Raw genomic sequence first — 19,528 nt, forward strand, 5'->3', positions numbered from 1 at the left:
GGCCCGTATAGTTCGGGCCTAACAGGGATGGATTACTGGTCTTTTGCTTGTGCGTCCAGGAAACGCTCAGCGTCCAGTGCCGCCATACAGCCAGTACCGGCAGAAGTGATTGCCTGACGGTAGATGTGGTCCATTACGTCACCGGCTGCGAACACGCCTTCTACGCTGGTTTGTGTCGCGTTGCCTTCAAGGCCTGACTGCACTTTGATGTAGCCGTTGTGCATTTCAAGCTGGCCTTCGAAAATACCCGTGTTAGGCTTGTGGCCGATAGCAACGAACAGGCCCATCACATCCAGCTCTTCAGTATTGTCAGACTGCGTGTCTTTAATACGAACGCCAGTCACACCCATGTCGTCGCCCAGTACTTCATCCAGAACACGGTCAGTGTGCAGAACGATGTTACCGTTCTCGACTTTATCCATCAGGCGGTTAACCAGAATTTTCTCCGCACGGAAACTGTCACGACGGTGGATCAAGTGAACTTCTGAAGCGATATTAGACAGGTAAAGTGCTTCTTCAACAGCCGTGTTACCGCCGCCAATGACTGCCACTTTTTGGTTACGGTAGAAGAAACCGTCACAGGTCGCACAAGCTGATACGCCGCGGCCTTTGAAGTTTTCTTCTGACTCCATGCCCAGATACTGAGCAGATGCACCCGTTGCGATAATCAGTGCATCACAGGTGTATTCACCATTGTCGCCTTTCAGGCGGAAAGGGCGCTGGGTCAGATCCGTTTCGTTGATGTGATCGAAGATGATTTCAGTATCAAATTTCTCAGCGTGCTCTTTCATGCGCTCCATCAGTGCTGGGCCAGTTAGACCTTCAGCGTCACCCGGCCAGTTCTCAACCTCTGTCGTGGTCGTTAGCTGACCGCCCTGTTGCAGACCAGTAACCATCACTGGGTTCAGGTTAGCGCGTGCCGCGTAAACTGCAGCGGTGTAACCAGCAGGGCCAGAACCTAAGATAAGAAGGCTTGCATGCTTTACGTTGCTCATTATTTCTCCGGGTGGATTTAGTGTTATGCAATGGAACCGATTGTAGGGAAATTGTAGAGCTAAAGAAAGGGCACCATGCGGTGCCCTTTATCGAAAAATGTTATCTGTTATTACGCTTGAGTTAGGCCAGAGTCGCCTTTGCGTCAACGTATTCCAGATCAAATGCTTCCGCCACTTCACGGATGGTGACTTTGCCGTCGATGACATTCAGGCCATTCAACAGGTTCTGATCAGAAAGCAGCGCGTCACGGTAACCGAGATTTGCCAGCTTCAAGATATAAGGGAGCGTGGCGTTGTTCAGTGCAAATGTAGAAGTGCGGGCCACTGCGCCTGGCATGTTTGCGACACAGTAGTGAACCACGTCGTCGACAATATATGTTGGGTCGGCATGTGTTGTTGCTTTTGAGGTTTCGAAACAGCCACCTTGGTCGATAGCAACATCGACGACTGCTGCACCTGGTTTCATTCGTTTGATGTGGTCAGCATTTACCAATTTTGGTGCTGCTGCACCAGGGATAAGCACTGCTCCGATGACCAAATCTGCGGCGAGAACGTGTTTTTCAAGAATTTCTTCTGTTGAATATAAAACTTTTGCGCGTCCCTGAAATTCTTCGTCCAAAGCACGAAGTGTGTCGATGTTGCGGTCTAAAATTGTGACATCTGCCCGCATTCCAACAGCCATTCGAGCTGCATTTGAGCCGACCACGCCGCCGCCTAACACCACGATTTTAGCGGGTTCAACGCCTGGAACACCACCTAGCAGCATACCGGCGCCGCCACGCGATTTTTCCAACGCCTGAGCACCTGCCTGAATAGACATTCGTCCTGCGACCTCTGACATCGGCGCCAAAAGTGGCAATCTACCCTTAGAATCTGTTACGGTTTCATAGGCTATACAGACAGCTTTGCTCTTGATAAGGTCTTGTGTCTGTGGAAAATCTGGTGCAAGGTGCAAATAGGTAAACAATATTTGCCCTTCGCGAAGCATGGCACGTTCAACTGCCTGTGGCTCTTTAACTTTGACAATCATTTCAGCAGCTGCGAAGACATCTTCTGCAGTTGGAAGAATAGAAGCACCAGCCTTGATGTAGTCATCATCGCTAAAGCCGATACCCGCACCCGCCTGGGACTGGACGTGAACAGTGTGGCCATGGGATATCAGCTCGCGAACGCTGGCAGGGACCATACCGACACGGTACTCGTGGTTTTTGATTTCTTTAGGTACACCAATGATCATCCTGAAACCTCGCTTCTTTGTAGAGTTATTGGCTGTTGTTTTGTAGTATTGTTGTATTTAGAGCTAGTATAGTTCGCCAATAGCCGGATTTGATGCTAAATATATAAAATATGTTAGAAAAAATGGCATTTAACATTGCAAGGAAGTAAAAAGGTGGAATAAAAAATGGTTGAAGCCAAAAAGAAACCCTCCAAGGAATTGGACCGTATTGACAGAAATATTCTTAATGAACTTCAGAAGGATGGACGTGTTTCTAACGTTGAACTTTCTAAGCGAGTAGGACTGTCGCCAACCCCATGTCTTGAGCGTGTTCGTCGTCTTGAACGACAAGGGTATATCTCTGGATATACCGCGTTATTGAACCCTCAATTTCTCGATGCGTCGCTTCTGGTATTTGTAGAAATTACCCTGAACCGTGGTGCTCCTGATGTGTTCGAACAGTTTAACAAGGCCGTTCAACAACTCGAAGATATTCAGGAATGTCATCTTGTTTCCGGTGATTTTGACTATCTGTTGAAAACGCGCGTATCGGATATGTCTGCATACCGTAAGCTGTTGGGTGAAACCCTGCTGCGCCTTCCTGGTGTTAATGACACCCGAACCTACGTGGTAATGGAAGAAGTGAAACAGACCAATCATCTGGTGATCAAAACGCGTTAACATGCTCACAGCCCTCGGACAAACAGGGCTGAGATTAGTGTTATATTCTACAAACCGAGTAGCTTGCTGCTCGGTTTGTTTTTTGTTTGGTGTACACTTTTGCAAAAGCATGGGTATTAACCCAGTATTTGCCCGTTATTGAAGCGTTTTTCGTCAAATGGGCATAGGCAATCATAATGAATAATAAAGCCGCTCTGATCAGCCATAGTGCTGATGGGGTATGAAACGATTTCAGGGCTTAAAGTTAGAAAGATAGGTGATAATGGAGTTCTTCTTGCGTCAGGAGCAGAAACAGACAGACACCTCGCGTCGATTAAACGGAAAACAACGTTTGAAAGAGAGCGCACTGATTATCGCGCTGCTGTCTGCTGTCTTCATCCTCGTATCTCTGCTCAGTTACGATTCATCCGACCCATCCTGGTCCCAAACTGCTTGGGATGGCCCAGTACAAAATGCTGCTGGCAACGCAGGTGCCTGGGTGGCTGATACCCTGTTTTTTACATTGGGTACCTTGGCTTATCCGCTTCCTTTTCTTTTGCTTCTCGGTGGCTGGGTTTTCTTCCGCCGCCGTGGCGAATCTGAGCCACTAAATTACACTATATTAGCGACCCGAATCCTTGGTGTTGTTCTATTGCTATTAACCAGTTGCGGGTTGGCTGACCTGAACTTTGATGACTTCTGGTTCTTTTCATCCGGTGGTGTCGTCGGCGATGTACTGACAGAGCTTTCAATGCCCTTGTTCAACCTCTTGGGTACCACACTGGTCTTTATGTTCGTCTGGGCGGCTGGCTTTACGCTGTTTACGGGTATTTCTTGGCTGACGATTGTCGATACGTTAGGTGAAAAAACGCTGTCGGGTATCACTTGGATCGTGAACCGTACCCGTGGTGACAAGCCACAAATGATTGGCTCAACCGTTGATACCTCTGAGCTAACAGATGACATCGATGAATCGGATCCACTGTTCGCCAAGCCGGTTGCAAAAACGCGTAAGTTGGCAGATGTCTCGGTGCTTAACAAAGCGCAGCGCGTTGATGACGATGAAAAAGATACGCCAGTTTCCGTTCCGCCAGTGATCCATGCTGCAATCGCTGCCGCTGGTGAGCGTAAAGAGCCGATGATGACGTTAGAGCCAGAGTTGGATGAGCCAGTTATCTCGCCGGAGCCAAAACCTGTTTTTAACAGTTTCGATCAAGAGACGGAAGTTGATGATGACATCAACGCTCTTGATGATCCCGAATTGGACCGCGCCAACTCAGTCGCGATTGAAGAACCTGTTTCAGAGAGGGTTTCAGAAGAAACATCAGCAGATACCAACGATGTGCCTTGGGATGACGATGTGAACTTTGGCTCAACGGAGTCTGTCGTGATTGAAGAGGCACGAGAAGACATCGTTATCGGTAACACTGACGGGTTGTCAGAACTTGACCGCGCGCAGGCAGAATCGGTGATTCCTGACGAAGAAGATCCTTTCCTCGAAACCATTCGTGAAGCGCAGAAAAATGCCGCTGGTGCAGTGCATCCGTTCCTTGTCAAAGATGAACCGAACCTGCCGAAGCCGAAAGAGCCCCTGCCAACCATTGATCTTCTTGACCCTCCGCGCAACACAGCAACCCGCGCATCTGATGAAGAGCTGCAGTATCAGGCCCGCTTGATTGAAACACGCCTTGAAGAATACAAAATCAAAGTCACTGTGAAGGGGATTTTCCCTGGCCCGGTTATCACGCGCTTTGAACTTGAGCTGGCACCGGGTGTGAAAGTCAGCCGTATTATGAGCCTGTCAAAAGACATTGCCCGTTCGCTTTCAACCAGCGCTGTTCGTGTTGTTGATGTCATTCCGGGTAAACCTTATATCGGCCTTGAATTACCAAATACCAGCCGCGAAACCGTGTTCATGTCTGAAGTGGTAGCGAGTGAACGCTTCCAGTCTTCGAAATCACCGCTTTCAGTGGTTTTGGGTAAAGACATCGCCGGTGAAGCGATTGTGACGGATCTTGCCAAAGCGCCGCACATGCTGGTGGCAGGTACAACAGGCTCTGGTAAATCTGTCGGTGTGAACGTGATGATCGTCAGTATGCTCTACAAAGCAGGGCCAGAAGATGTTCGTTTCATCATGATTGACCCGAAAATGTTGGAACTTTCGGTCTACGAAGGTATCCCACATTTGTTGACCGAAGTGGTCACTGACATGAAAGACGCCGCCAATGCGCTTCGCTGGAGCGTGGCGGAGATGGAACGTCGTTACAAACTCATGTCTGCATTGGGTGTTCGAAATATTGCTGGCTACAACGACAAAATCCGCGAAGCGGCAGAAGCTGATCACCCGATCCCTGACCCGCTATGGAAGCCGGGCGACAGCATGGATGAAACTGCACCTGTGTTGGAGAAACTGCCTTACATCGTGGTGATCGTCGACGAATTTGCAGACCTGATGATGGTCGTGGGTAAGAAGGTAGAAGAGCTGATTGCACGTCTTGCCCAGAAAGCACGTGCTGCGGGTATTCACCTTGTGCTGGCTACCCAGCGTCCATCGGTGGACGTGATTACAGGTTTGATTAAAGCAAACATTCCGACACGTATGGCGTTTACGGTATCAACCAAAACAGACTCTCGAACCATTCTGGATCAGGGTGGGGCGGAATCCCTTTTGGGTATGGGTGACATGCTGTTTATGCCCAATGGTTCAAACCATCCGGCGCGCGTGCATGGTGCTTTCGTAAATGATGATGAAGTTCATCGCGTGGTCAGCAACTGGAAGGCGCGTGGCAAGCCGCAGTACATTTCAGAAATCACCAGCGGTGATCAGGGTAGCGATGGTTTGTTGCCGGGTGAAGCTCCAGAGGGCGGGGACGGCGAAGAGCTGGATCAGTTGTTTGACCAAGTGGTTGAGTTTGTGACCGAATCTCGTCGCGCATCAGTCTCAGGAGTACAGCGCCGCTTTAAAATCGGTTATAACCGTGCCGCGCGAATTGTTGAACAGTTGGAAGCTCAGGGCATTGTCAGCCCGCCAGGCCATAACTCGAATCGTGAGGTGTTGGCACCGCCACCACCGCCAAGAGATTGATTGGAATAAGAATGAAAAAAATGTTGTTCTCTTTGCTGCTGGTAGCACCTGCAGTGTTTGCAAATCCGCAGCAAGAGCTGAATTCTCGCTTGTCAAAGCTCAACAGCTTCACGGCGAATTTTGAACAGACCGTCACCAGCCCGGAAGGGGATGTGATTAGTGAAGGTGAAGGCAGCCTGGCCATGAAGCGTCCAAACCTGTTCAATTGGGAAACGGTGACGCCAGATGAAAATTACCTAATTTCAGATGGTGAAACATTGTGGTACTACAGCCCTTTCATTGAACAAGTCACTGCTATGCGGTTGGATGATGCCACTTCACAGACGCCTTTTGTTTTGCTGACCCGCAATAACCCGAGCGACTGGGCAAACTACGACGTGGAGCAGGATGGCGATACTTTCACTTTGTCTCCAAAAGAAGCCTCAAATTTGGGTGAGTTTGTTGTTAGTGTGAAACCTGATGGCAAAATTACCGAATTTGCCGTGGTGGAGCAGGACGGACAGCAAAGCCGCTTTGCACTTGATGACGTGAAGAATGTCACTCCAAAAGCGTCACTGTTCAGCTTTACTGTTCCGGAAGGTGTTGAGCTGGATGACCAGCGACAGTAATCAGAGAAAGCTAATTTGAGTAACCTCAGTCTGGATTTTGCGGACGACTTTCGCCCCTTGGCCGCGCGTATGCGGCCAACTAACCTCGCCGAATATATAGGCCAAAAACACCTCCTCGATGAAGGCAAACCTCTGCGCCGTGCTCTCGAAAGCGGCCAACTGCATTCAATGATTCTTTGGGGGCCACCTGGTACAGGTAAAACCACGCTGGCAGAAGTCGCCGCAGGTTATGCCAACGCAGAAATTGAACGGGTATCTGCAGTCACATCCGGTGTAAAAGACATTCGCCTTGCGATCGATAAAGCCAAAGAAAACCAATTGGTCGGCAGACGGACGATTCTGTTTGTTGACGAGGTGCATCGCTTCAACAAAAGCCAGCAGGATGCCTTTCTGCCGCATATTGAAGATGGCACCATCACCTTTATCGGTGCAACGACCGAAAACCCGTCATTCGAGCTGAACAACGCACTGCTCTCAAGAGCGCGAGTATACAAGCTCAAGTCTCTTGATACTGACGATGTGTTGGAAGTGATCGATCAAGCATTGTCTGACAACGAGCGTGGGCTGGGTGCTGAAAAACTGGAATTCGCCGAGGGTGTGAAAGCGCAATTGGCTGACTTTACCTCTGGTGATGCACGAATGACGCTGAACTATCTGGAACTCTTGTCTGACATGGCAGAACCAGGCGCCAGTGGTAAGAAGTTGATCACCTTGCCCTTGCTCGCCGAAGTAGCCGGAGAGAAGATTGCACGCTTTGATAACAAGGGTGATCTTTGGTACGACCTAATTTCCGCCTTTCACAAGTCGGTCCGCGGTTCTGACCCAGATGCTGCCTTGTACTGGTACGCCAGAATCATCACCGCGGGTGGTGATCCGCTCTATGTTGCCCGTCGTCTGCTCGCCATCGCCTCGGAAGACATTGGCAATGCGGATCCGCGTGCAATGGAAATAGCCATTAACGCCTGGGATTGTTTTACCCGGGTCGGACCGGCAGAAGGCGAACGTGCCATTGCGCAGGCAACGGTTTACATGGCATGTGCAGCAAAAAGTAATTCAGTTTATGTCGCATGGAAAGCGGCATTACGTGATGCCAAAATGCACCCTGATTATGAAGTGCCAAACCACCTTCGCAATGCGCCAACGACTCTGATGAAAGAAATGGGGTATGGCGATGGGTATCGATATGCCCATGATGAACCAAATGCGTATGCTGCGGGTGAGAGCTATTTCCCAGAAGAAATGAAAGGCACGCGTTACTATCAGCCAGTGAATCGGGGGATGGAAATCAAAATTGCAGAAAAGCTGGCGTTTCTTGAGCAGTTGAATGCAAATAGCCCTCGAAAACGCTAGGAAATAAAGGTCAATTTGGGTATTGTTTTACCCAATAAATGTGGTGGTTAAAGTCACCCATCTCAGGAAGAAAAATCCTTTCAATTTGACGTTGCCATAATAGTGCGTGGCAGCGTCAACTTCTTTTAAGGCACTGTTTAACGATTCACAGGATTAACATGCTGGATTCAAAACTACTTCGTACCGAGCTGGACGCAACAGCTGAAAAACTGGCACGTCGTGGCTTCAAGCTTGACGTTGACACTCTCCGCAATCTGGAAGAAAAGCGCAAATCGCTGCAAGTACGCACCGAGGAGCTGCAAGCTGAGCGTAATGCACGATCCAAGTCCATTGGTCAGGCGAAGGCGAAAGGTGAAGATATCCAGCCACTGCTGGCAGCGGTAGAAAACCTGGGCGACGAGCTGAACAAAGCAAAAGCAGAACTGGCAGAGCTTCAGGACCAACTGAACGATATCACGATGGGTGTGCCAAACATCGCTGATGATGCAGTGCCAGTAGGTAAAGATGAATCTGAAAACGTAGAAATCTCTGTTTGGGGTGAGCCGAAAACTTACGATTTTGAAGTGAAAGACCACGTTGATCTGGGCGAGCTGACTGGCGGTCTGGATTTTGCGAGCGCAGTGAAACTGTCTGGCTCTCGCTTCATCGTAATGAAAGGCCAAATGGCGCGCCTACACCGTGCAATTGCCCAGTTTATGCTGGATCTTCACACCACTGAGCACGGGTATACGGAAATGTACGTGCCATATTTGGTCAACGCTGACAGCCTGTTTGGTACTGGTCAACTTCCTAAATTCGGTGAAGATCTGTTCCACACTCAACCTGCGACCGAAGAAGGCGTAGGCATGTCTCTTATCCCAACCGCTGAAGTGCCGCTGACCAACATGGTTCGTGACACCATCGTGGAAGAAGCAGATCTGCCAATCCGAATGACAGCGCACACGCCGTGTTTCCGTTCAGAAGCAGGCTCATACGGTCGCGATACCCGTGGTCTTATCCGTATGCACCAGTTCGATAAAGTCGAGTTGGTACAAATCGTGAAGCCAGAAGATTCAATGGCGGCACTGGAAGAATTGACTGGTCACGCTGAGAAAGTTCTGCAACTGCTGAATCTACCTTACCGTAAGGTGATTCTGTGTACCGGTGATATGGGCTTTGGCTCTGCGAAGACATACGACCTGGAAGTGTGGGTACCTGCACAAGGTACTTACCGTGAAATTTCATCTTGTTCAAACATGGGTGATTTCCAGGCACGTCGTATGCAAGCTCGCTTCCGCCGTAAGGCTGAGAAGAAGCCAGAATTACTGCATACTCTGAACGGTTCAGGTCTGGCTGTTGGCCGTACCATGGTAGCTATTCTTGAAAACTACCAGTTGGAAGACGGTCGAATCGAAGTGCCAGAAGTTCTGCGCCCTTACATGGGTGGTCTGACACACATCGGTTAATACAACCTAATCAGAAAAAACCGGCCCAGTGGCCGGTTTTTTATTTAATACAAAGAGTAAGGCTTACTGTATTGTCTGATTAACTTGACGTGGAGTTGTAAAAAGTAGCCAATAACAAAAATATTAATACAGGAAGTTATACAAAAACTATTTGTATTAGTTAGATGCAACAGCTTTTTAAATCAGCAAGTTAAAGGTCAAGCTCATTATTTGAGGATATTAGTTCTCAACCTTCTCATTTCCTTCCATTTTAATCGTCTACTATTACTTATTAGAAATCGTCGCAACTAATAAAGGGTAGTGTCGTATGCGAGTCAACAATCCCGTAACGGATAAAGAAATAAAATTCCCCGCTGACTACAATTTGCTCTCGACAACCGATCCGCGCGGTATCGTTAAGTACGCGAGTAAGGATTTTTGCGAGGTGGCGGGCTATACGCTAGATGAAATCGTCGGGCAGCCTCATAATCTGGTCCGTCACCCAAGCATGCCACCGGCTGCATTCCAGAATATGTGGGACTTTATTAAAGCTGGCAACAACTGGATGGGCTTGGTAAAAAACCGCACCAAAGACGGCGATTACTACTGGGTGAACGCGTTCGCCTCTCCTATCAAACAAAACGGTCAGATTGTCGAGTTTCAGTCTGTTCGAACCACGCCAGACCGCAAAGCGGTAGAGCGTGCTGAAAAAGTGTATCCACAGTTGCTTGCTGGAAAAACACCTTCGGCGCTCAAAATGCCGCGCACTCGCATGTGGCAACGAGCAGCAATGTGGTTTATCCCTGGCGCAATATTGGCGGGTGCTGCTGGTTTCTTTGCTGGGTTTGCTGCAGCTGTCGCGGTGCAGTTTGTTTTCTCGATATTAGCAATGTTTATGCTGACACGCCGCTTAGAAAACGTGACTAAGTTGGCGAAAGAAGCCTATGACAACCCATTGATGGAGTATCTCTACAATGGTGCGATCGATGATGTTTCTGAAATTGAATTAGCACTCAAGATGCGTGCAGCTGAAATAAACGCCGTTGTTGGTCGAATTCTCGATGGAAGCGATCAAGTATTGAATGCAGCGGCCAATGCTAAGGCAAATGGTGAAAGAACCGCCAGTAACCTTGAAAATCAAAATGCAGAAACCGAGCAGATTGCCGCTGCAATTAATGAAATGTCGGCGACAGCAAACGATATGTCTGGCAACACACAAAGTGCTTCGGATGCAGCGACTGAAGCTCAGGATGCCACCCTTACTGGTATGGAAACAGTTGGCCAGACTGTTGATGCTATTCAGAACCTTGCCAAGCAGCTTAGTGACGCGTCAAGTGTGATATCCGAGCTGGAAGAACACGGCAAGCGCATTGGTTCTGTGTCTGATGTTATCCAGGGTATTGCTGAGCAAACCAACCTTCTGGCACTCAACGCCGCCATTGAGGCTGCACGTGCCGGTGAGCAAGGCCGTGGTTTCGCCGTGGTGGCGGATGAAGTACGTGCGCTCGCACAACGTACACAAGAATCCACATCTGAAATCCAGGATGTTATCTCCCTTATTCAAAACGGAACTCAGCAAGCGGTTGATGCAATGGCACGAGGCACAACCCTATCTGGTGAGTGTGTGACCAGTGCAGAAAAAGCGGGTGATGCGCTTCGCCGTTCACAGGAATTGGTGTCTGATATCAATGATCGTAACCATCAGGTAGCCACCGCGGTTGAAGAGCAGGCGGCGGTATCTAACGAGATGAACGGCAATATTCAGTCCGTTTCTGAACTCTCACATCAGTCTCTGAATATTGCGAAAGAGACAGTTCAGGAAGCTCAAGGATTGGTTGACGCCTTGTCTGCCCAGAAACAACTTGTAGGTCAGTTCCGACGAGTCGGCTAGCAATACCAGATACAAAAAGGTCAGCCACTGGGCTGACCTTTTTATTTGTTTATATTCTGAAGGGTACTCATCCTGTTTTTAAAGGAAGCGCTTTGATGTCTTCTGAAGTTGCAGCGACTGACTCATTATCTGCAGTACGGACAATCAACTCTCGGTCAAAAAGGTGAAGAAGAATAACGCTTAAGTCCTGACTGATTTTAATCAGTGAGGAAGCTGGAATCTCTTCTTCTGTAGAGCGGATAACGGAATCAAAGCGATTATCTACGCGGTCAAAAGCCAAGGTGGCATCTCCGCTCGACATCAATGAAAGTTGATGCATCCGCTTTTGTAAGATCCGGCTTTGCAAATTCACGGACTGCCACGCAGCTGTTTTACCTTCCATCAAACGCATCACGGCTTGCTCGTAACGAAGCTGCGCTTCTTTAGTATCAATCCAGGTCTGCCAGAACGCTTGATATTCTTCATAGGTCGCATCGAGTGTTCCTTCCGCCAGATAAGAGCGTGTCACTTCATCAATGATGTAAATGAGATGATCTGAGGCTCTATGGTGTATCGCGTACCAGCCTGCTTTAGATTGATTCGGGAGTGACGACAACACCTGTTCCATCCGAGACTTCAATACTCGGAACAAAGGACGTTGAGGGTTACTGCACTCTACAAGCAACTGTTCACAGAACTCCTCAATCTCTTTGCGAGCCTTGCTGGCTTGTGGAGATTGAGGGCAGCGAATGTAGCGGGTGTTGTGGTCATGCAGCATCCAAAGCAATGAACGAAGATCGCTGATTTGCGACCGGTAGTGGTCGCGTCGGGATTTCTGTGAGCTCGACAGACCTTTCGTCATGCGAACTAACCAGTTTGGAGTGATGATAGATAACAGTGCCATAACTTGTTCCTCTTTCCTGAGTGCCTGAACAAGTAGTGCAGTGTGTGTGCCAATTAATAAAGCATTCAAAAACAATGAGTTATGTTTTTATGCCGAATTTTCTGACCAGCAATGGCGCAGAATCTAACCAACTTGGTGCAAAAATGTGATGAAGGTCGCCAAAGTATTCTCGTGGATGCACAAAAAAAGGAGCCCGAGGGCTCCTTTTCAATTCGATGCCGCGATTACATCACACGCATACCTGCTTGTGCACCCTCATGCGGTTCAAGCAGCCACAGATCTTTGCCGCCTGGGCCAGCAGCCAGAATCATGCCTTCTGACATACCGAACTTCATCTTACGCGGTTTCAGGTTAGCCACCACGACAGTGTATTTGCCAACCAGATCTTCTGGGTTGTACGCAGATTTGATACCAGAGAACACCTGACGGGTCTCACCACCAATATCTAGCTGGAATTTCAGCAGTTTGTCAGCTTTCGGCACAGATTCGCAAGAAATGATCTTTGCGATACGCAGGTCCACTTTCGCAAAGTCACCGAACTCGATTTCATCTGCAATAGGCTCTTCTTCCAAAGGACCTTTTGCTTTTTCAGCCACTGCTTTCTCGGCTGCTGCATCTTCTTTAGATGCTTCAACCATCTCTTCAACTTTCTTCGGATCAATGCGGCTGAACAGTGCTTTGAACGCTTCAACTTTATGAGCAGTCAGCGGCGTTGCAATACCATCCCAGCTCAAAGTCTCGTTCAAGAACGCTTCTGAACGCTCTGCCAGTTTTGGCATCACTGGCTTCAGGTAAGTCATCAGTACACGGAACAGGTTGATACCCATGGTACAGATTGCTTGAAGCTCAGCATCTTTGCCTTCTTCTTTGGCGACGACCCAAGGTGCTTTCTCGTCAACGTATTGGTTTGCTTTGTCAGCCAGCGCCATGATTTCACGGATGGCACGGCTGAACTCGCGGTTTTCGAACAGCTCACCAATACGGCTAGCTGCAGAAGTAAACTCTTCATAAAGCGCTGGCTCTGCGCATTCTGCAGACAGCATGCCGTCGAAGCGTTTCGCAATGAAACCTGCGTTACGAGATGCAAGGTTAACCACTTTGTTGACGATGTCAGAGTTAACACGCTGAACGAAATCTTCCAGATTCAGGTCAAGGTCATCGATGCGGTTATTCAGTTTGGCTGCGTAGTAGTAGCGCAGACACTCTGGATCCAGGTGTTTCAGGTAAGTGCTCGCCTTAATGAAAGTGCCTTTCGACTTCGACATTTTCGCGCCATTAACGGTCACATAGCCGTGAACGAACACGTTGTTTGGCTTGCGGAAGCCAGCGCCTTCCAGCATGGCTGGCCAGAACAGGCTGTGGAAGTAAACGATATCTTTACCAATGAAGTGGTAAAGCTCTGCGTCGCTGTCTTTGTTCCAGTACTCGTCGAAATCGACATTGCCATTCTTATTACAGAAGTTCTTAAATGAACCCATGTATCCGATTGGCGCGTCCAGCCATACGTAGAAGTATTTGCCTGGTTCACCTGGGATTTCGAAACCGAAGTAAGGTGCGTCACGAGAAATGTCCCACTGCTGCAGGCCAGACTCGAACCACTCGTTCATTTTGTTCGCCATTTCTTCCTGCAGCGCACCAGACTTGGTCCATGCTTTCAGCATGTCTCCGAACTGTGGCAGGTCAAAGAAGAAGTGAACAGAATCTTTGAGTACTGGGGTTGCGCCACTCACTGCTGATTTAGGGTTAATCAATTCAGTTGGGCTGTAGGTTTCACCACAGTTATCGCAGTTGTCACCATACTGATCTTCAGACTTACATTTCGGGCAGGTGCCTTTAACGAAACGGTCTGGAAGGAACATTTCTTTCTCAGGGTCAAACAGCTGAGAAATCGTACGGCTATTGATATAGCCCTTGTTCTTCAGTTGGGTGTAAATGTATGACGCCAGTTCGCGGTTTTCTTCGCTGTGCGTGCTGTGGTAGTTGTCAAAGCTGATGTCAAAGCCCGCGAAGTCTGTTTCGTGTTCTTTCTGCATTTCAGCGATCATGGCTTCAGGCTCAATACCCAATTGCTGAGCTTTCAGCATGATTGGCGTACCGTGTGCGTCGTCTGCACAGATAAAGTTTACAGTGTTGCCACGCAGGCGCTGATAACGCACCCATACGTCTGCCTGAATATGCTCGAGCATATGACCCAAATGGATAGAGCCATTCGCGTAAGGCAGGGCACAGGTAACCAGAATTTTACGTTGGTTTGCAGCCATAATTTAGATAGTTCGCTTTTGACAATTGAATCGAATGAATGGCGCAAATCTTACCTGATCAGGCCCAGAAAACATAGTTTGAAGCGCTTGAGAGACAGAGAAAATGGTCATTAGCAACAGTATTGAATAACCCTTCTGCCTAAAGGGTGTGAAATCGTAAAAAATTCATTAGGCTAGAAGCATCATTACTGAAGAGTGCATGTCTTATGTTTTTCGGCCGCAATAAGAATTCACAACCTGACTTGGATACCGTGAAAACGTTCCTTAATCAATTTACCCATGCTTCGCTTGGTGAAGACTGGGCCGATAAACAAGGCATGGTGACTCAATCAAAAAACGGTGAGTTAAAAGTCTCGTTCCCCTTTGCTGCATCTTCTTTAATTGAGGCGTTAGAAGGCTGGATTGAAACGCAGAAATCAGCGGGTGAGGATGTCCCTACGCTAGTCATCGAGCAGAAAGTTGCACCACTCAAAGCGGGCGAAAAACCGCTTATCAAAGGGGTAAAGAATGTCATTGTCGTGAGTTCTGCAAAAGGCGGCGTAGGTAAATCGACAACATCAGTGAACCTTGCGCTAGCCCTTCGCGCTCAAGGGGCCAAAGTCGGTATCCTTGATGCAGACATCTATGGTCCCTCACTGCCAATTATGCTGGGTACCAAGGGAAAACAGCCGACGACGTTGGACGGAAAAACCATGGAGCCAGTTGAAGCGCATGGTCTTTTCAGCAATTCCATTGGTTATTTAGTGCCGGATGAGAATGCGATGGTGTGGCGCGGCCCAATGGCATCAAAAGCCTTTGCACAGCTCGTTAACGAAACACATTGGCCGGATGTAGATTATCTGGTGGTGGATATGCCACCGGGCACCGGTGATATCCAGTTGAGTCTCGCGCAGCAATTTCCCGTTACGGCAGCCGTCGTGGTCACCACACCTCAGGATCTTGCTTTAGCGGATGCTATTAAAGGTGTAGCCATGTTTGAGAAGGTCGCGGTTCCGGTCCTCGGAGTGGTAGAGAACATGAGCTACCATATCTGCAGTCAATGTGGTCACCATGAGCCGATCTTTGGTCAAGGCGGCGCGGTGAAAATGGCCAGTGACTATGGCTTGTCGCTGTTAGCTCAAGTACCCCTTCACATCAGTATTCGAGAAGATATTGACGCTGGCGCACCTACTGTCGCCAGCAAGCCGGAAAGTGAACATGCCGGAGTGTATCTCGCGCTGGCAGAGAAAGTCGCGAGTCAGCTGTTCTGGCATGGAGAGCGTGTGGCAGATCAAATATCCATCACCACAGTGAGTGAATAGCAAGTACATTACTGACAAGTTTCATATTGAGAGCGAGAATTGGTGCGCAATTCGTGTGCACAGTGATGAAACAATATGCATCTTGCTTTTATTTGAGATCTTAATCACACATTTAGATGGCATGAGGGAGTTCAACTCCCTATAATCAGGCGGTTTATTTATCGCCAACTCTCCGGGTATTCATTTATGAGTGACAACAACCAATGTGTCATTATCGGTATTGCAGGCGCATCTGCATCCGGTAAAAGTCTGATCGCTAGTACTATTTATCAAGAACTAAAAGAAAAAGTTGGCGATCATCAGATCGGTGTTATCACGGAAGACCGCTATTATCGCGACCAAGGTCACCTCAGCATGGAAGAGCGTGTCAAAACCAACTACGACCATCCCCAAGCCTTGGACCATGATCTGCTGTGCAAGCACCTTCAAGACCTGATGGAAGGTAAAGCGGTTGAAGTCCCTCAATACAGTTACGCAGAACACACCCGAATGGAAGAGACCACCCCATTGACGCCTAAGAAGGTGATCATTCTGGAAGGTATTCTTCTGCTGACTGACCCACGCCTTCGTGACCTGATGCATGCGAGCATCTTTATGGATACCCCACTGGACATCTGTCTGCTTCGCCGTGTGAAACGTGATGTGGCTGAGCGTGGCCGCACTATGGAATCTGTGCTTCAACAATACCAGCAAACTGTCCGCCCGATGTTCATGCAATTTATCGAGCCATCAAAACAATATGCGGACATTATCGTTCCGCGCGGTGGTAAGAACCGAATAGCGATTGATGTGCTCAAAGCACACATCGCCAAATTGCTGAAAGCATAAAAGAAAAGCCGGTTTAGACCGGCTTTTTTTATACCTGAAGTTGGTTAAAAATAAACAAAGGCCATTATTCGAAGGAACGCGCGATGAGATTGAGTGACAGACACATCAAAGAATATCTCGATGATGGCAAGATCGTCATTGAACCTAGACCTTCTGACGACGCTATCTCTGGTGTCACAGCAGATGTGACCTTGGACAACAAGTTTCGTGTCTTTAGTGAGCATGGCGCGCCGTTTATTGATTTATCCGGTCCAAGGGAAGAAGTCTCCGCACAGCTTGAAAAGGTGATGAGCGATGAAATCGAAATCGCGGAAGGCGAGGCATTCTTTCTTCATCCGGGGCAATTAGCACTGGCGGTGACCCATGAAGTCGTGACTTTGCCAGACGATATCGTAGGCTGGTTGGACGGACGCTCTTCCCTTGCGAGGCTTGGATTGATGGTGCACGTCACTGCTCATCGCATAGACCCCGGTTGGCAAGGCAAGATTGTGCTGGAGTTTTACAACAGCGGACGGCTGCCTCTGGCACTTCGACCTGGTATGCCAATTGGTGCGCTAAGCTTTGAAACCATGACCAGCCCAGCGGAGCGCCCTTATCATAAGCGGCAGAATGCTAAGTATAAAAATCAACAGGGTGCGGTGGCATCACGGATTGATGAGGACCAGAAATGACTGAAATTGCTGAACTTAGAGCAGAAATTTTTGTCCATTTTGGTTAACCTCAACCGCATCTCAAAAGGAAATGTGCATCATCATGAAAAAGCTTCTCTACATTCTACTCGGACTGGTGCTGTTGGTGGTCGTGGCCATTGGTGCCATCGTTGCATTCATCAACCCCAATGATTTCAAACCGCTGATCACTGACGAAGTGAAAAAAGCGACAGGACGTGAGCTGGTTATCGATGGCGATATCAGTTGGCGTTTCTGGCCTAGCTTGGGCCTGTCCGTTGAGCAACTGGCGTTCAAAAACCCCGAGGGCTTTGCCGAGCCTGACATGCTGAAACTGAACAAGGCGGAGATGTCAGTAGCGGTCATGCCGCTACTGTCAGATACGTTGGATATCGGCCTTGTCAGCTTGCATGGCACTCACGTATTTATTCAGACGCTGCCAAATGGGGTGAGCAATCTCGATGGTCTGAGCGGTGAGCAAAGTGCAGAGACAGCCCCGTCGGAAAGCAATACTCAGTCGGCCTCTGAGCCTGCACCCGCTGGTGAACCAGCAAAAGCGTGGACGATTTCTATCGGCGGTTTGGAGTTGCTGGATGCCAGCGCCACCGTGCGGGATGACAAAACGCATACCAGCAGTGAAATCAGCTCGCTGAACCTGACTATCGGCAAACTTGAAACCGGTATTTGGGTGCCAATCGAATTTGATGTGGTGGGCAAACAGAACGCTTTGGCTTTCTCCGCCAAGGGTGACGCTGAAGCTATGATTGACAAAGAGATCATGAAATCTCAGCTTCGCACTCTCACACTGGAAGCCAGCGCCAATGATGCGGCGACAAAACTGGAAAGCTTCACGCTGAAAGCAGATCGCCTCGGCCTTGCGATTCCTATGGTGTTTGATTTTGCGGCCAAGGGTAATGCCAGCGACATGTCGTTTGATGCCCAAGGTAAGACAACAGTGCAAGTCGACGAAGCGATTTCTCTGATCACCGCAAAAGCGCTGGAACTGAATACGACAGTCGCAGGCAAGTCATTGCCTCGTCCTGAAATGAAAATCAGTATGGGCGGTGACGTGGCCTTCGATAACAAGGCGCAGAAACTGTCTCTGGAAAATCTGAAAGCGGCAGTCGACGAACTGAATTTTGATGGTAAAGCGTCAGTTGCACTGGCAGATATTCCAGCCATTCGATTTGACGTTCACAGCCCGAAAATCAACCTGGATACTTTTCCTGGTGGTAAAGCGGCAGCTGCAGAAGATAAGCCAGCAGCATCGGGTGATTCGCAAGGCGGCTCTGCTGAAAAGCCAGCGGAGAAGAAACCGCTTAGTGATGTTGAACCTGACCTCTCTGCTCTGAAAGGGTTGGATATCGCAGGTAAAATCGTTATTGATGACTTCGTTGCGAGCAACGTGGAAGTGACTGATGTGATTGCCAACTTTGCCGTTAACCGTGGCAAGGTTGATGTCAAACAGTTCGATGCCAAGTTATACGGTGGGACAATCAAGGTAGAAGGCAAGCTCGATGCGACCACTTCTCCTGCCCGTTATCAGGTGAAAAAAGACATCAAGAACGTCAATGTGCTCCCACTTCTTCAGGCGGCAGCAAATCAGGATATGTTGGTGGGTAAAGGCAGCATTGACGCAAACGTCAGTGGTGTTGGCCTGTCTGAAAAGCGCTTGCGTACAGGCATTACCGGCACGGTAGCGATTAACTTTGCAGACGGTGCCATCAACGGTATCAACATACCTGAAATGATCCGTGAAGCGAAAGCAACGCTGAAAGGCCAGCGTGCAGAGTATGTAGAAGAAACCCGTAAGACAGACTTCAGTGCACTGACGGCGACTTTCAACCTCGGCAAAGGTATCGCTTCTACCCGTAATATGAAGATGGAAGCGCCAGCGCTGCGCGTTCGTAGCGAAGGTCAAACCAATCTGGTGAAAGAAGACCTCGACTTTGAAGTGTTTGTCTCTGTGGTAGGCACCAGTAAAGGTCAGGGTGGCAAAGATATCGATGAGCTCAAAGATGTCACGATTCCTGTGAAGATTGGCGGTACGTGGACAGCGCCTAGCTATAACCTCGATGTGAAAGCATTGCTGACCTCTAACAAAGTGCTGGAAGAAAAAGCGCGCAAAGAAGCGGAGCGCGGTTTGAAAAAGCTGTTGGGTGATAAAGCAGAGGACGATAAAGTGAAGGATGCGGCCAACAAGCTACTTCAAGGCTTGTTCAACTAACGCTGTATCGATAAAGCTCACAAATGAAGAAAGCCGCGTAATGCGGCTTTCTTTTGTAAAGGTCAACAGCCTCTAGGGGCTGTTGACCTTTGGTGATGATTTTTGCAGCAGTTTGTGGGGATTTTATGCAA

At 48.8% G+C, this 19,528-nt stretch carries 14 protein-coding genes; 10 read left to right on the forward strand and 4 right to left on the reverse strand.

The window, feature by feature from the left end; translation table 11 throughout:
- Positions 1-32 precede the first annotated feature (32 nt).
- Together trxB and ald are read right to left on the reverse strand one after the other, a co-directional pair.
- The gene (trxB, locus tag G5S52_RS08705) at positions 33-995 is read right to left on the reverse strand and encodes a thioredoxin-disulfide reductase (RefSeq protein ID WP_165012822.1); all 963 of its coding nucleotides are present in this window, start codon (positions 993-995) and stop codon (positions 33-35) included.
- 121 nt (positions 996-1,116) lie between these two features.
- Positions 1,117-2,232 (reverse strand): alanine dehydrogenase, encoded by a 1,116-nt coding sequence (gene ald / locus G5S52_RS08710; RefSeq protein WP_165012824.1) that lies wholly within the window; start codon positions 2,230-2,232, stop codon positions 1,117-1,119.
- A 165-nt stretch (positions 2,233-2,397) separates the two neighbouring features.
- On the opposite strand from ald, the gene lrp reads away from it, so the two are divergent.
- The 6 genes from lrp to G5S52_RS08740 all read left to right on the forward strand — a co-directional run bounded on the left by lrp (position 2,398) and on the right by G5S52_RS08740 (position 11,229).
- Entirely contained in the window at positions 2,398-2,892 is a 495-nt protein-coding gene (gene lrp, locus G5S52_RS08715; protein ID WP_040528471.1) for a leucine-responsive transcriptional regulator Lrp, read from the forward strand.
- 262 nt (positions 2,893-3,154) lie between these two features.
- Positions 3,155-5,956, forward strand: coding sequence for a DNA translocase FtsK (locus G5S52_RS08720; protein ID WP_165012826.1), 2,802 nt, complete (start codon positions 3,155-3,157; stop codon positions 5,954-5,956).
- Between the two features lie 11 nt (positions 5,957-5,967).
- Positions 5,968-6,564 (forward strand): outer membrane lipoprotein periplasmic chaperone LolA, encoded by a 597-nt coding sequence (gene lolA / locus G5S52_RS08725; protein ID WP_002539169.1) that lies wholly within the window; start codon positions 5,968-5,970, stop codon positions 6,562-6,564.
- Positions 6,565-6,579: 15 nt separating this feature from the next.
- Positions 6,580-7,914, forward strand: a complete 1,335-nt coding sequence (locus tag G5S52_RS08730) for a replication-associated recombination protein A (protein WP_165012828.1) — start codon at positions 6,580-6,582, stop codon at positions 7,912-7,914.
- A 158-nt stretch (positions 7,915-8,072) separates the two neighbouring features.
- A complete protein-coding gene (gene serS, locus G5S52_RS08735) occupies positions 8,073-9,359 on the forward strand; it encodes a serine--tRNA ligase (RefSeq protein ID WP_046305252.1) in 1,287 nt (428 codons plus the stop codon).
- Between the two features lie 307 nt (positions 9,360-9,666).
- Positions 9,667-11,229 carry a methyl-accepting chemotaxis protein gene (locus tag G5S52_RS08740; RefSeq protein WP_165012830.1) on the forward strand — a complete coding sequence of 521 codons (1,563 nt, stop codon included), beginning with the start codon at positions 9,667-9,669 and terminating at the stop codon, positions 11,227-11,229.
- A gap of 67 nt (positions 11,230-11,296) precedes the next feature.
- On the opposite strand, the gene G5S52_RS08745 is transcribed toward G5S52_RS08740, so the two are convergent.
- Both G5S52_RS08745 and metG read right to left on the reverse strand, forming a co-directional pair.
- On the reverse strand, positions 11,297-12,112 hold the full coding sequence (locus G5S52_RS08745; protein WP_165012832.1) for a hypothetical protein: 816 nt from the start codon (positions 12,110-12,112) through the stop codon (positions 11,297-11,299).
- A gap of 224 nt (positions 12,113-12,336) precedes the next feature.
- Positions 12,337-14,373 (reverse strand): methionine--tRNA ligase, encoded by a 2,037-nt coding sequence (metG, locus tag G5S52_RS08750; RefSeq protein WP_165012843.1) that lies wholly within the window; start codon positions 14,371-14,373, stop codon positions 12,337-12,339.
- Between the two features lie 206 nt (positions 14,374-14,579).
- Here metG and apbC point away from each other — a divergent pair, with 206 nt between their 5' ends.
- The 4 genes from apbC to G5S52_RS08770 all read left to right on the forward strand — a co-directional run bounded on the left by apbC (position 14,580) and on the right by G5S52_RS08770 (position 19,397).
- Positions 14,580-15,674 (forward strand): iron-sulfur cluster carrier protein ApbC, encoded by a 1,095-nt coding sequence (gene apbC / locus G5S52_RS08755; protein WP_165012846.1) that lies wholly within the window; start codon positions 14,580-14,582, stop codon positions 15,672-15,674.
- A gap of 186 nt (positions 15,675-15,860) precedes the next feature.
- Positions 15,861-16,502, forward strand: a complete 642-nt coding sequence (gene udk / locus G5S52_RS08760) for a uridine kinase (RefSeq protein ID WP_165012848.1) — start codon at positions 15,861-15,863, stop codon at positions 16,500-16,502.
- An 83-nt stretch (positions 16,503-16,585) separates the two neighbouring features.
- Entirely contained in the window at positions 16,586-17,173 is a 588-nt protein-coding gene (gene dcd / locus G5S52_RS08765; protein ID WP_002539182.1) for a dCTP deaminase, read from the forward strand.
- 82 nt (positions 17,174-17,255) lie between these two features.
- Positions 17,256-19,397: an AsmA family protein gene (locus G5S52_RS08770; protein WP_165012850.1), complete on the forward strand. Its 2,142-nt coding sequence runs from the start codon at positions 17,256-17,258 to the stop codon at positions 19,395-19,397.
- Positions 19,398-19,528 lie beyond the last annotated feature (131 nt).

The sequence above is a fragment of the Grimontia sedimenti genome (assembly GCF_011045095.1).
GTDB classification, from domain to species: domain Bacteria; phylum Pseudomonadota; class Gammaproteobacteria; order Enterobacterales; family Vibrionaceae; genus Enterovibrio; species Enterovibrio sedimenti.

Excerpts from the sequence above, each read along its gene's own strand:
- metG (WP_165012843.1), bottom strand. The coding sequence starts at position 14,373 with ATGGCTGCAAACCAACGTAAAATTCTGGTTACCTGTGCCCTGCCTTAC.
- G5S52_RS08740 (WP_165012830.1), top strand. The coding sequence starts at position 9,667 with ATGCGAGTCAACAATCCCGTAACGGATAAAGAAATAAAATTCCCCGCT.
- G5S52_RS08745 (WP_165012832.1), bottom strand. The coding sequence starts at position 12,112 with ATGGCACTGTTATCTATCATCACTCCAAACTGGTTAGTTCGCATGACG.
- serS (WP_046305252.1), top strand. The coding sequence starts at position 8,073 with ATGCTGGATTCAAAACTACTTCGTACCGAGCTGGACGCAACAGCTGAA.
- lolA (WP_002539169.1), top strand. The coding sequence starts at position 5,968 with ATGAAAAAAATGTTGTTCTCTTTGCTGCTGGTAGCACCTGCAGTGTTT.
- G5S52_RS08720 (WP_165012826.1), top strand. The coding sequence starts at position 3,155 with ATGGAGTTCTTCTTGCGTCAGGAGCAGAAACAGACAGACACCTCGCGT.
- apbC (WP_165012846.1), top strand. The coding sequence starts at position 14,580 with ATGTTTTTCGGCCGCAATAAGAATTCACAACCTGACTTGGATACCGTG.
- lrp (WP_040528471.1), top strand. The coding sequence starts at position 2,398 with ATGGTTGAAGCCAAAAAGAAACCCTCCAAGGAATTGGACCGTATTGAC.
- G5S52_RS08770 (WP_165012850.1), top strand. The coding sequence starts at position 17,256 with ATGAAAAAGCTTCTCTACATTCTACTCGGACTGGTGCTGTTGGTGGTC.
- ald (WP_165012824.1), bottom strand. The coding sequence starts at position 2,232 with ATGATCATTGGTGTACCTAAAGAAATCAAAAACCACGAGTACCGTGTC.
- trxB (WP_165012822.1), bottom strand. The coding sequence starts at position 995 with ATGAGCAACGTAAAGCATGCAAGCCTTCTTATCTTAGGTTCTGGCCCT.
- dcd (WP_002539182.1), top strand. The coding sequence starts at position 16,586 with ATGAGATTGAGTGACAGACACATCAAAGAATATCTCGATGATGGCAAG.
- udk (WP_165012848.1), top strand. The coding sequence starts at position 15,861 with ATGAGTGACAACAACCAATGTGTCATTATCGGTATTGCAGGCGCATCT.